The sequence below is a fragment of the Snodgrassella sp. CS2 genome (genome assembly GCF_050310315.1).
In the GTDB taxonomy this organism is placed as follows: Bacteria; Pseudomonadota; Gammaproteobacteria; order Burkholderiales; family Neisseriaceae; genus Snodgrassella; species Snodgrassella alvi_E.
In genome coordinates, this window is sequence record NZ_JBNPBA010000001.1 from 641,248 (window position 1) to 653,903 (window position 12,656).

The window sequence follows — 12,656 nt, forward strand, 5'->3', positions numbered from 1 at the left end:
CCTTACCTAAAACTATTCAGCCACAATAGCGTGTGGCCGAACACGCTCTAGCCGCCAATGCAATACCGCCCATTCCAGCAAATCCGCCAAACTATCCACTTGCGGCGCCAGCGGCAGCCCCAGATAAAGCAAAACCTGCCGTAACAAATCCTCACGTCGACGCAAATCCAGTGCCGGTGCCCGCGTCTGCTTCGACCACTTCTGACCCTGCGCATTTGTTAACAACGGCAAATGAGCATACTCAGGCTGAGCAAGACCTAACAACTGCTGTACATAAATCTGCCGTGGCGTCGACACCAGCAAATCCTGACCACGCACCACATGATTTACACCCTGTGCTGCATCATCGACCACCACCGCCAGCTGATAAGCCCAGCAGCCATCCGCACGCAGCAAAATAAAATCGCCCGTATCACTAGCCAGACACTGCTGCTGCCAGCCCTGTACCGCATCCTGAAAACCGATAATGGCTGTATCTGTGCGTAAACGCCATGCCGGAGGCTTATGCGCAACTGCATATATCGCTGCATCATTTAATGCACATCTACCACCATAAATTACGCCATCCACACCCATACCCCGTGCTTCAGCCTGCACCGTCTTACGACTACAAAAACAAGGATAGACTCTATTCTGTGCACGCAAGGCATCCAATGCCGCTGCATACAAATGATGGCGGCGGCTCTGATACACCACCTCACCATCCCAGTACAGCGAAAATGCCTCCAGTGTCGACAAAATAGAAGCAGCCGCACCGGGCATTTCCCGCGGCGGATCCAAATCTTCCATACGCACCAGCCAACGTCCCTGCCGGCTGCGTGCATCCAGATACGAAGCCACAGCCGTCAGCAGTGAACCAATATGCAATAAACCAGTCGGACTGGGCGCAAACCGCCCCACATACATCTCAGCCACAAACCGCTTCCATCCTGAACATCACCTGCAACTTGACATTCCATTTGCAAAAGAACAAACCACCCAATTCACATAGCAGCAAGCTCTGCAAGATAAACAATTAATTATTAAAATTTACCCCATAATAGCATTTATTAGCCCTGCCCCGGTCATAATGGATACAGCAAACTCAGACATCAGGGTCATTTAAAAAGCTATAAAAAGGTATAATCCACCCATCTAAACATTCTGACACACCATGATCAGTACCAATTCACGTCTGCTGGTGATCGATACCAGCACCGGCTACCTATCATTAGGCCTTCATCACAACGGACATACCCACAGCATTTACGAAGCAGTGGGCGCAAAACAGTCTGAACTGATATTACCGCGTATCCGGCAACTGCTGGAAACAGCAAACCTAACCCTAGCCGACCTGAATGGCATAGTCTATGCACAAGGGCCGGGGGCTTTTACCGGTCTTCGCATCGGACTGGGGGTAGCAACCGGTTTAGCTTTGCCGAACAACCTATCTCTGATTGGTATACCTTGTCTGGACGCTGTGGCTGCACAGATGCCAGATCAACCATGCGTACTGGCGGCTACCGATGCCCGCATGAACGAACTCTTTTATGCCTGGTATGACACCCGTAATCTGAACCGCCTCACTGATTATCGCGTTGACAGTGCCAGCAACATCCACCTGCCAGACGGCCATCTCCATGGCACCGGTGTCGGCAACGCTTATGCATTGGATATTGAGTTACCCGTCACAGGGCAAAACCAAATGCCACAAGCAGACGTATATGCACAACTGGCTTTAACCGGGCGCTATCCCGTAACCACCGCTGCAGAAGCAAGCCTACATTATGTGCGTAACAAAATTGCCTTAACCGCCACCGAACAAGCGGCCAGACGTTCAACAGGACAGCCAGCATGACCATACGTCCTGCTCAACTAACCGACATTCCAGTTTTGGAAACGCTAGAACAGCTTTGCAATCCATCACCATGGTCTACAGCACAGCTAACCACCATTATCTCTGCACCGCAACCCGTTTGGGTTGTCGACCTACCCGAACATGGCATCGTAGCCATGCTAGTATGGCAAAAAATACCGAATGAAGCAGAAATTCACCTGCTTGACACCCATCCGGCACACAGACGCCAAGGCTATGCTCAGCAATTATTAAATCATCTCTTTCACTGTGTACAATCAGAGACTATCGACCGTATATTGCTCGAAGTACGCACCAGCAACATGGGCGCCATCAAGCTGTACAAGTGCAATGGTTTTGAAAACTGTGGCTTGCGCAAAAGCTATTACCAAAATGGTGAAGATGCCATAATCATGGAAAAACGATGTTAGACAGCCGTTATCTGTATTTACACGAAGCACTCGGGCTGGGACCGATGTGGTTGGCACAGACTGCCTGCCTGCTCCCCGTACAGCCAGCTCCGGCACAAACCGTCACAGCTAAGCAACCTGCACCGCCTGGCGAATCCGTACATTCCAGTACCAGTGCCATACAGAATCCAACAACAAAAGAAACTATCCATCATTCACACCACGCAGCCCTTCAACACATCATCAGGCAGCCACCTCAAGCAGCTAGAGATACCACGACCACCACTCAAACTGAAGAACGGCAAAACTTCTGCAGCCAGAGCACAACAGACAATTTAAAACTCAGCTACGAAGCCATACCCGAAGCATTAGCTGCCTGCACTCGCTGCAACCTCCATCAGGAGCGCTGCACGCCCCTATCTGGCTATGGTTCGGCAAATGCTCGTCTACTGGTTATCAGCACCAATCCGGCACCACCTGACGACAGCAATCAGCAACTATTCAGCGGCGAAGTCGGCCAACTGCTTAGCAATATGCTCGCCGCCATCAACATTAGCTCAGATGAAGTTTTCTATACCAGTCAAGTAAAATGTGCGCCCAATGTTAGTCTTAAAGTAACCAGCGAACAGCTGCAAGCATGTCTGCCTTATCTGAGTGCACAAATCAAACACATTCAGCCTCAGGCAATATTACTTTTAGGACAAACATTCAGCCGCCTTGATCAATCAGTGCTGGCTCAGAATCTGCACAACATTCCCTATGTCATCTCTCCTCATCCGGCAAGATTATTGCGCCAAAGCCATTTAAAAGCCACAGCATGGACCGCATTAAAACAATTGCGCAAATATTTACATAAACTCACCTGAAAAAATCAGCAATACTCAGGATTATCCGCACAAGCCAAAACATCTATGTTAAAATATGATAATAAAATTTTAATTAAATAAAATCAAAGAATTATGCATATTTCTCTTGGCCCTGTCGTGATGATTCTTTTGGTAGCCGTTTTGGCCGCCATCATCTGCCGACGTCTGCACATTCCCGCCATGCTTGGCTATCTCGTCGTCGGTTTTATGGCCGGTCCGGGCTGGCTGCATTTAATTAACCAAAGCCATGCCACTGAATTCATCGGTGAAATCGGCATCACCTTCCTCATGTTCAGCATCGGACTTGAATTTTCCATTGGCAAACTCAAAGCCATGCGCCGGCTGGTACTTGGACTAGGAGGACTACAAGTTATCCTTACGCTCCTAGCCCTGTTTATCATTTTTGGGCTGATGGGGATTCAACTTACATGGGCTTTTACCCTTGCTGCTGCCATGACGATGTCGTCTACCGCTATCGTCAGCCGCATTATGGTTGAAAAAAACGAACTCAGCCAACATTACGGCCACATGATTATGGGCGTACTGCTGATGCAGGACATAGCCGTCGTACCCTTAATGATTCTGTTTCCAGCACTAGCACACAGTAGTGACGGCCTAATACTGCAAATGGGCAAAGCACTTCTAACTATGGCACTGGCACTTGGTTTGTTGCTGATAGTCGGCAGCAGAATCATGCCCGTATGGTTTCGCTTAATTGCACGTACCAAGTCCAGTGAACTTTTCATGATAAACGTATTGCTGGTGACCCTTGGCGTGGCCTATCTCACCCAATTAGCCGGCCTGTCACTGGCACTTGGTGCATTCGTTGCAGGCATGCTGATATCCGAAACCGAATACCGTTATCAAGTAGAAGACGACATTCGCCCCTTCCGCGACATTCTCCTCGGTTTTTTCTTTATCACCATTGGCATGAAGCTAAACATACAAGTATTACAATCCAGCTGGCTCATGATACTGGTTCTATGTGCTCTTCTCATTGTCCTTAAAGCAGGGGTTCTCTACGGCATTGGCCGCTACATGAAAGAAAACAGCAGCGACAGCACAAAAACAGCCTTGTATCTGGCACAAGGAGGCGAATTTGGTTTTGTTATGCTTGCCATCAGCGGTGCGCTTGGACTTATCTCACTCAATTTGCAACAAGCTGCCATCGCCGCCATCCTACTCTCCATGATACTGGCGCCCTTTATCATGAAAAGTGCAGATAAACTCTCAGGATTATTGGTAAAACGCAGCTGGGACGAACAGGCTGCAGACTTGCAAACCATACTCGTTGAAACCATGAGCAAGTCCGACCACATCCTTATCATCGGCTTTGGACGTTGCGGCCAGAGCATCGCCCGCATATTGCAACAAGAAGACACACCCTACTATGCCATTGATTTGGATGCTGAGCGCGTTGCCACAGCCAAAGCGGCCGGTGAACCAGTCACCTTTGGTGATGCCAAACGACAGGAAGTTTTGCAGGCAGCAGGCTTGAAACGAGCCAATACCGTACTCATTACCATCAACAACATGACCGAGGCCAAACACATCCTCAACAACATCATGCTTATTGCACCCACCATGCCTGTAATCGTGCGCGTAACCAACGACGACAACATTCCAGTGTTTACCAACATGGGTGCAGACGACATCGTCTCCGACGAAAAAGAATCAAGCCTGACATTGGCCAGCCAAGCATTGCTCAGTTCCGGAAAACCATTTGATGAAGTGTATCAAATCATGCAGCGCATCCGCCAAAACCGCTACCAAGCGCTCGAAGGCCTGTTTGCTGGCAGCGATGATGAACTGTCCGAAGAAAACATACATTACTATCGTCAAGCCTTCACCCTACCACCTGATGCTTTTCTCGTCGGCAAAAGCATCAACGAACTCCCACTTGAGAAACTAAAAATCAAACTACTTTCCGTACGCCGCAATGCACATCAGCTACGCGCATTCAGTCCTGATTTTCAGTTTAAGGCCGAAGATACACTTGTCGTACTTGGTCCTAGAGACAAAGTAATACTCTTTGAAAACTGGTCATTACAAGGTACAAGCTAATTTTTTCACATCCAACACTTGCCAGCCGACAGCATATCTGGTTTAATAGCGTCTTTCCCAAGTACGGGTGATTAGCTCAGTTGGTAGAGCGTCTGCCTTACAAGCAGAATGTCGGCGGTTCGACTCCGTCATCACCCACCAGTTTTTGTTTTATGCAATAGCGTAAAACTTGCGCGGTGGTAGCTCAGTTGGTTAGAGTACCGGCCTGTCACGCCGGGGGTCGCGGGTTCGAGCCCCGTCCGCCGCGCCAAATAATATAAAAAAGCACAGCTTATGCTGTGCTTTTTTATTATCAGCCCTACCCAAGAATTTTCACACTAGCCAATCTTGTTAAGAATTCAACAAATATACTCCCAGTAGCGATCAACTTGTATTCTGCTCTAGAGCTAAAAATTTCTACTTCAGCATCATCCAAACAAGCCAGCACTCAAGCACTATCCTGCTTGCCAAGCTTCAACACAAATTGGGGCTACATTCCAGTATTCATACTAATTAGTAAAAAAGCAATATAATCCAAATTTTTCAGAATCCTAATAAACCAAGAACTTTAGAACCAACAAAGACAAAATTGCTAATCTTTTAATAAGCCTTAAATAAACCTTGTTGCCCTAATAAAAATGTTTTTAAATCATTATTGAGAAATAAACGATATCAAAAATTTAAAGAGGTACCTAAAATACTGGTTATAAAATCAAGCAAATATATACCAATATATTTATTAATATAAAAATATTCAAAAAAATTTAAAAACAACTTTTATACTAATGTAACCAATCAATTGATTTAAAAAAGATTACAACGAACTAATAAAAAACAGCGACATATTAGTAGCCATGCCTTTATTTCTAAAAAAATGCGGACGCAATACCTCCGTGTAAAATCATTAATCTGAATAAAACACTTGGTTACTTATCAAGGTCTAATCCGTAACAAAAAAATCAAACCCTTTTAGCTGTAGATTAAATCAATTTCACAAGTTATCTGTTAAATATCCTGGCCCAAAAAAACCACAAAAATCAAAACTCATACATATCAACTAATGCGCACAAACATAAAAGTTACTCTGCATATTTATTAGATATAATTGTTAATTTTTGTATAATACATTATTATTTAAAAATATTTTGAAATCATTATTCATATATCTTTTCATCGGAGACAAATATGCAAAACTTGAAACTCTTGCATCAAATCGATTCACAACAAAACAAACAATAAGAAAGGCTTATCGTGAGCAATACTGATTATCTGATAGAAGTAAACCAAGTTTCCAAAAAAATTTCAGGCCGGCAGATTCTGGAAAACATCAGCTTTAAAATTGCCCCCGGACGCATCATGGGATTTATAGGGCCAAATGGCGCTGGTAAAACCACCATGCTGAAAATGCTTACCGGCCTAATGTTTCCCAATAGCGGAGAAATCAAAATCTGTGGTTATGATATCCAGAAAGATTTTGAAAAAGCGGCATTCAATTTAGGCACAATAATCGAAAACCCAGAATTCTATAATTACATGTCTGGTTTCAGAAATCTGCAAATTTTTGCCAATATGAGCCGCCGGGCCATCACCAATGAAGAGATCATGCAAACATTGGCCCATACTGGACTTAAAGGCGCAGAAAAGAAAAAAGTAAAAGGCTTCTCCCTAGGCATGCGGCAAAGATTAGGTGTTGCCAATGCCACCATTCATCAGCCTAAAGTTCTTATTCTGGACGAACCCATGAATGGGCTTGATCCTGAGGGAATAAAAGATTTTCGTAGCCTAATGAAAGACTTTGTCCGCGACGGCAACAGCATTATTATTTCCAGCCATCTCCTCTCCGAATTACAGGAAATTGTTAACGATATTTTCATTATCAATCGAGGAAAACAAATATATGCAGGCTCCATACATGATTTTCTAGGGAAATCCAATAATATCATTCATCTAGAAGTCGGAGGAAACATATTACAGGCTGAAGAAATACTTCAGCAACATGGTTATCAGGTAAACAATCAGCTTAACAGTCTCGAAATCATGATTAACCAATCTGAAGAAGACCCAAGAGCACAAATAGCCAAACTACTAATTGAACACAATATACCCCTGCTGAGCATAAAACTAACCCAAAGCTCACTGGAAGAATCATTCCTCAGCATCATTCATAACGATAATCAAAAGTATCAAAAAGGAATTAAATAATGAAGTTAATTTTAAATGAATGGCGTAAATACCTTAGTAAATCCACCTACACAATTGTTATGCCATTAATATTATTGTTTGTATATATCTTTTATTATGGCGGAATATATCTAGCCGTCAGCAAATCAGATACAGCTATTACACCTGAAAAATCAGAAAAGATATTTATTTGGGGGATGACAATATGCTATTATTATTCTAATTATATTGCCATATTAATGGCATCTAATACACTGAGCACAGAAATATCCCGTGGTACAATCAAATTTATTCTTACTCGCCCCTACCAGCGTTATAAAATACTACTAGCAAAAATAGGCTCCATTATTCTGTTTATGCCGGTATTACAGATATTAAGTGCAATCGGTGTTTTATTATTACAGCTATTGGCCACAGCTCATCTGCCCGAATTCAATGCAATATTGAAAACGATCGTGTTATTTATTGCACTCTCATTAGTCGTAACGATATTTTACTCCTCTCTAGCACTACTACTTTCAACCTTCACCAACAGTACCGCCTTTATAACCGCCTTCTGTTTTATCTATTATTTCTTTGCAGATATTCTGTGGAAAATTATAAATTTACGCTATTTTGATTTATCCCCAGATAGTTTAATCTATAAATTATCCCCTCTAAACGCAAATAATTATTTGATTGAATTGATCAAAAACACATACTTTCAATCTATAGATAAAGATTTATATATTACCTTTACGGCCAATATTGTCTATACCTGCATCTTATTTCTTATAGCAGTAATGATATTTAGACGGCGGGATATATCTTTAGCCAATTAAACTTAATCTAATAAAGAAGTTCACGAGCTGAATTGGCATTGCAAACCTACCAATTCAGCTAAACTTACTCACACGCTGCTCTTGATATTCATCTGTAGTGTTGGTATAGGCCATTAGATTAAGCCAGTATCCACTTCTCTTATACCTGTTTTATTACACCCATTCTTCAGTGTAAAAATTTCACTGTCTGGGTCTTTGTAACTGGCTTCATTTTTTTAGATACTGCATCATCAGTTGCTCAGAATGAATTTTTTTCAACAGATTGCAAATACCGGCAAAATTATGAAAATAAATAAATAAATTAACATTTCGTAACCAGAATACATATATTTTTTTGAAATTAAATTGATTTATACTATCTCTATTGCTGTTTTTTCATTACTTTAAACAGGGGAAAATATGCTTTATTCATCACCGCCTCAGGAACAATTACATCCAGACAATTCAGTTCTTTACAGTCGGCATCTGCCAACTATAAAGCAGCTGCAATACTTTCTGGCAGTGTGTGAAGAAGGTAATTTCCGGAAAGCAGCCAGCCGCCTAGGCATTAGTCAGCCGCCGCTATCTATGCAAATCAAGGAATTGGAACAAAAACTGCAAACTACTTTGCTGGTGCGCAATACCCGTTATGTGTTGCTGACCGAACAAGGCAGAGAATTCAGGGAAAAAGCGAAAAGCTGGCTGGAAGGTTTATCACAGGCAGTCAATTATGTGCATAATTTGCCTGCTGGTAAGGTAACAATGGGTATTACCAAGATTCTTGGTTTTAATTTTATTCCACTGTTCAGTGAATTTATCCGCCGCTTTAATCAACATATCGACTTGTTACAGCAAGATTATACTTGCAAAGAACTTATGGCTGAATTTAATAAAAGCAATATAGATATGGTGATTATTTCTGAATATAAAAACACCAGCCTTCAAGCCAAAAGTTTATTAGTTCATAGGGAAAAACTGGTTTTGGCTTTGCCCGAGCAGCATCCTGCCAGTGTAGAGCAAGAAATTAATTTAAATATGGTGCAGGATTTGCCGCTGTATTGGTGTAAGCGTTATCAGCATCCTAATTTGTACGATAAGTTACAAAAGGTAAATAGTCAACTTAGCAAGCCACTGTTGCTAAAAGAAAAGTTACCTAATTTTTTGACTATGCTTATGGAAATAGCTATGGGCAGAGCCATGTTGCTACTACCTGATTCAATGGCACAGGCTCAAGTAGCAGGCGTGGTATATAAAAAACTGACTGCGAAATATGAACAAATGCTTTCGATGGATATGCATCTTCTGTGGCATACTTCAGCTATGGATAATCCTACTATTCTGGCCATCACGGAATACTTTACACAACAAGATTTACCTAAAGAATCAGCATAAGCTAATGTTTGTGATAAGTAAAAATTTACAACCACATTGATATGTTTTTTGTATCAATAATTTTGTATTTCTCTAAACAGATTTGATTAATTACTATCAGTATCAGCAATTAAGCATTGTTCAGAGCTGCGCCGAAAAGATAAATTCCTGAAAGACACAGTTCTGGCATTATTTCACTGATAGGAAAATCAATAATGACTCAATCTCTACCACAAAGAAAACTTGGCCAGCATTTAACCGTTTCAGCTATTGGCTATGGTGCCATGGGGCTGAGTGAATTTTATGGCGACATTGATACAGCTAAAGCAAGCTCAATGTTGCATGAGGTAATCGACAGCGGCGTTACGCTAATTGACACAGCCGATATGTATGGGCGCGGAGCTAATGAAAAGCTGATTGGTTCAGTATTAAAAACCCTGCCGGCTTCAACCCGCGCTGGGCTGACAATCGCGTCTAAGTGCGGTATAGACAGAAACAGTACTTCCGGATATAACCGCAATATTAATAACCATCCAGACTATATTAGAAAATGCTGTGATGAATCTTTGGCACGACTAGGTATTGAGCAGATTGATCTCTATTATATCCATCGTATTGACCCAGATGCGGTAATAGAAGAAACCATGCAAACTTTGGCTGATCTGGTAAAAGAAGGCAAAATTGCCAATGTTGGTTTATGCGAAGTATCTGTGCCTGTATTACAGCGCGCCTGTGCTGTTTATCCGGTAGATGTAGTTCAAACCGAATATTCTTTATGGACACGCGAAATTGAAGATGACATCCTTCCAATTTTGAAAAAATCAAATATTGGTTTGGTGCCCTACTCTCCACTGGGTCGTGGTTTCCTGACTGGTAAAATTCAAAACAAAGACGAATTGTCTGAAAATGATTTCCGCCGCACTAACCCACGCTTTCAGGATGAAAATCTTGAACATAATAAACGGCTGCTACAGGCACTCGAACCAATGACAGTTAAATACAACTGCACTATGGGACAAATTGCACTGGCCTGGTTGCTGGCACAATGGGAACATATCGTACCAATTCCAGGTACCAAAAACCCTAAATACCTGCACGAAAACAATCAGGCAAGTCTGTTAAAGCTCGACGCAGCTGATGTTCAGACTTTAAATGATTTAAAAAATACTATCAACATTCAGGGCGAACGTTATACCCCTGAAGGCATGAAAGGTATCTTTTAATTTTAAAGCATAGCAATGTAAAACATTATTGAAAAAATATATTCCCTGCCAGATAGTTAATTACCGGCAGGGAATTTTTTATCATCAATTAATTATCAATAACTAACAAAGACTTAATCGCCTTACGCTGATCCATGGCTTCATATGCAGCCTGAATATCATTTAAAGCAAAACGCTGGGTAAATACTTTTCCCGGCTGAATTTTTTCATCCAACACTGCTTGAAGCAACAAATTCTTATCGTAAGTGGTTACGCTGGCGATACCGCCACGCAGCCCTATATTGCGCCAGAAAATATCACCTGTTTTGATTTCGTTTTGATGCGGCACGCCAACACAACCTACAACAGCTCCTGGCCGCGCAACCGCGATAGCAGTTTGTAAAGATTCTTCACTGCCTACACATTCCAGCACCGCATCCGCGCCTGCTCCAGCCGTCATGGACAAAACTTTTGCAACAGCTGCTTCGCCGCGTTCGGGCACAATATCTGTGGCACCAAATTCCTGTGCCAGCAATGCCCTGTCCGGATGGCGACTCATGGCAATAATGCGTTTTGCTCCACGTAGTTTGGCTGCTATTACACCACACAAGCCGACGGCACCATCTCCCATCACCACCACAGTATCCCCTGCTTTAACTTCAGCACTGGAAGCCGCATGATAGCCGGTAGCCATCACATCAGCCAGTGTTAGCAACGAATTGAGCACTGCGTCTGAATAATCCTGTGGCTGACCAGGAATTTTTACCAGAGCCCAGTCAGCATTACTGAAACGCAGATATTCACCTTGATAGCCGCCATTGCCACCATCTTGTTTGTTCAGGCAGTTACCATCAAAACCAGCCTCACATGCAGCGCAATGGCCGCAGCCATGGGTGAAAGGGACGATAACAAAATCACCTTTTCGAATATGAGTTACGGCATCGCCAACCTCATCCACCACACCAATGGCTTCGTGACCCACTGTGCTACCAGACTCGCGCTGGCTGATACCGCGAAACCACCATAAGTCTGAACCACAAACACAGGCACGAACAATACGAATAATGGCATCAGTGGGCTGCTGTATAACTGGTTTGTCCATTTCTCGTATGGCTACTTTACCGGGTTCCACAAAAACGGCAACTTTCATCTTTATCTATCCCTATCTTATTGAATCGGTTGATTCCAGATTCATTAAATTGCTTATAGCGGATAATTCATCTGCTTTGATTATCTTACTTCTCCCACCGGCACTGGTAAAGATGATACAAACTCTGCCCTAACTGACAAACCAATTTTCAGAGCAAATTTTGTTCATATCGCTTTTCCAGTAATTCTGTTTTATACAGGATTTTATTAATAGGGTAATAATTAAAGTTGTTTAGGAAATATAAAAAGTCTATTTTAGTGCTATTGTTTTTGCTGCGGTCAGGCTGTTGTACCTTCCATTTATTAGTAGTATCTGAAAGATGAGCGCAGCAACAGTGTGAATGTTTGCATCAGCATTGTAATCTAACCAATAATGAAGATATGACCAAATATTTCAGTGCGTTAAAGTTAGCAAAAGCTATTATTACAAGTGTTTTAAGCCTAAGCTGCCTATCAGCTACGAAGGAAGAAAGGTTATTTCGACACTTCGTTTGCCGATGGCGCTGTTGATACTACAAATATTTGCGGCCATTTCATCGTGGTTAGACAATACAGCCTGCATAAGAAATATGATTATTTTCGGCTGCTATGCCTATGGACATGAGGACATTATTTGCCAAGTACCTGAACACCAAATTGAGATAGCACCGCAAATCTCAATCTTGATGGCAGTAGTTTTGGTAATTTTCTGTTAATTTACACAGATGGTATTTTGCTATCTGCGAAAAATGTAATCTTAATATCAGTAAGCAGCCTTTGGCTCACGGCAGAGTTGTTAACATCAAGCTTAATTTTTTACA

Annotated in this window: 10 protein-coding genes and 2 tRNA genes; 10 read left to right on the forward strand and 2 right to left on the reverse strand. The window is 42.4% G+C overall.

Annotated features, from left to right (window positions below; all coding sequences use genetic code 11):
- Positions 1 to 12 precede the first annotated feature (12 nt).
- Positions 13 to 906, reverse strand: coding sequence for a tRNA glutamyl-Q(34) synthetase GluQRS (gene gluQRS / locus ACQP6D_RS02995; RefSeq protein ID WP_427857472.1), 894 nt, complete (start codon positions 904 to 906; stop codon positions 13 to 15).
- Positions 907 to 1,153: 247 nt separating this feature from the next.
- On the opposite strand from gluQRS, the gene tsaB reads away from it, so the two are divergent.
- The 10 genes from tsaB to ACQP6D_RS03045 all read left to right on the forward strand — a co-directional run bounded on the left by tsaB (position 1,154) and on the right by ACQP6D_RS03045 (position 10,728).
- Positions 1,154 to 1,837 (forward strand): tRNA (adenosine(37)-N6)-threonylcarbamoyltransferase complex dimerization subunit type 1 TsaB, encoded by a 684-nt coding sequence (tsaB, locus tag ACQP6D_RS03000; RefSeq protein ID WP_427857395.1) that lies wholly within the window; start codon positions 1,154 to 1,156, stop codon positions 1,835 to 1,837.
- Positions 1,834 to 2,265, forward strand: coding sequence for a ribosomal protein S18-alanine N-acetyltransferase (rimI, locus tag ACQP6D_RS03005; RefSeq protein ID WP_427857396.1), 432 nt, complete (start codon positions 1,834 to 1,836; stop codon positions 2,263 to 2,265). The genes tsaB and rimI overlap by 4 nt, the downstream gene beginning before the upstream one ends.
- Positions 2,259 to 3,110: a uracil-DNA glycosylase gene (locus ACQP6D_RS03010; protein ID WP_427857397.1), complete on the forward strand. Its 852-nt coding sequence runs from the start codon at positions 2,259 to 2,261 to the stop codon at positions 3,108 to 3,110. The genes rimI and ACQP6D_RS03010 overlap by 7 nt, the downstream gene beginning before the upstream one ends.
- Before the next feature lie 90 nt (positions 3,111 to 3,200).
- Entirely contained in the window at positions 3,201 to 5,174 is a 1,974-nt protein-coding gene (locus ACQP6D_RS03015) for a cation:proton antiporter (protein ID WP_370389360.1), read from the forward strand.
- A gap of 65 nt (positions 5,175 to 5,239) precedes the next feature.
- Positions 5,240 to 5,315: transfer RNA gene (locus tag ACQP6D_RS03020), tRNA-Val, on the forward strand.
- 32 nt (positions 5,316 to 5,347) lie between these two features.
- Positions 5,348 to 5,424: transfer RNA gene (locus tag ACQP6D_RS03025), tRNA-Asp, on the forward strand.
- 980 nt (positions 5,425 to 6,404) lie between these two features.
- Positions 6,405 to 7,355, forward strand: coding sequence for an ABC transporter ATP-binding protein (locus tag ACQP6D_RS03030; RefSeq protein WP_427857398.1), 951 nt, complete (start codon positions 6,405 to 6,407; stop codon positions 7,353 to 7,355).
- A complete protein-coding gene (locus tag ACQP6D_RS03035) occupies positions 7,355 to 8,155 on the forward strand; it encodes an ABC transporter permease (protein WP_427857399.1) in 801 nt (266 codons plus the stop codon). Before ACQP6D_RS03030 ends, ACQP6D_RS03035 begins: the two co-directional genes overlap by 1 nt.
- 399 nt (positions 8,156 to 8,554) lie before the next feature.
- Complete coding sequence (locus ACQP6D_RS03040; protein ID WP_427857400.1) at positions 8,555 to 9,526, forward strand: LysR family transcriptional regulator; 972 nt, start codon at positions 8,555 to 8,557, stop codon at positions 9,524 to 9,526.
- A gap of 194 nt (positions 9,527 to 9,720) precedes the next feature.
- Positions 9,721 to 10,728, forward strand: a complete 1,008-nt coding sequence (locus ACQP6D_RS03045; protein ID WP_370389680.1) for an aldo/keto reductase — start codon at positions 9,721 to 9,723, stop codon at positions 10,726 to 10,728.
- A gap of 88 nt (positions 10,729 to 10,816) precedes the next feature.
- Here the strand turns inward: ACQP6D_RS03045 and ACQP6D_RS03050 are convergent, their stop codons facing one another.
- The gene (locus tag ACQP6D_RS03050; RefSeq protein ID WP_427857401.1) at positions 10,817 to 11,857 is read right to left on the reverse strand and encodes a zinc-dependent alcohol dehydrogenase family protein; all 1,041 of its coding nucleotides are present in this window, start codon (positions 11,855 to 11,857) and stop codon (positions 10,817 to 10,819) included.
- Positions 11,858 to 12,656: the final 799 nt, after the last annotated feature.

Bases quoted from the DNA above. Each gene is read 5' to 3' on its own strand.
- gluQRS (WP_427857472.1), bottom strand. From the start codon at position 906: ATGTATGTGGGGCGGTTTGCGCCCAGTCCGACTGGTTTATTGCATATT.
- tsaB (WP_427857395.1), top strand. From the start codon at position 1,154: ATGATCAGTACCAATTCACGTCTGCTGGTGATCGATACCAGCACCGGC.
- rimI (WP_427857396.1), top strand. From the start codon at position 1,834: ATGACCATACGTCCTGCTCAACTAACCGACATTCCAGTTTTGGAAACG.
- ACQP6D_RS03010 (WP_427857397.1), top strand. From the start codon at position 2,259: ATGTTAGACAGCCGTTATCTGTATTTACACGAAGCACTCGGGCTGGGA.
- ACQP6D_RS03035 (WP_427857399.1), top strand. From the start codon at position 7,355: ATGAAGTTAATTTTAAATGAATGGCGTAAATACCTTAGTAAATCCACC.
- ACQP6D_RS03040 (WP_427857400.1), top strand. From the start codon at position 8,555: ATGCTTTATTCATCACCGCCTCAGGAACAATTACATCCAGACAATTCA.
- ACQP6D_RS03045 (WP_370389680.1), top strand. From the start codon at position 9,721: ATGACTCAATCTCTACCACAAAGAAAACTTGGCCAGCATTTAACCGTT.
- ACQP6D_RS03050 (WP_427857401.1), bottom strand. From the start codon at position 11,857: ATGAAAGTTGCCGTTTTTGTGGAACCCGGTAAAGTAGCCATACGAGAA.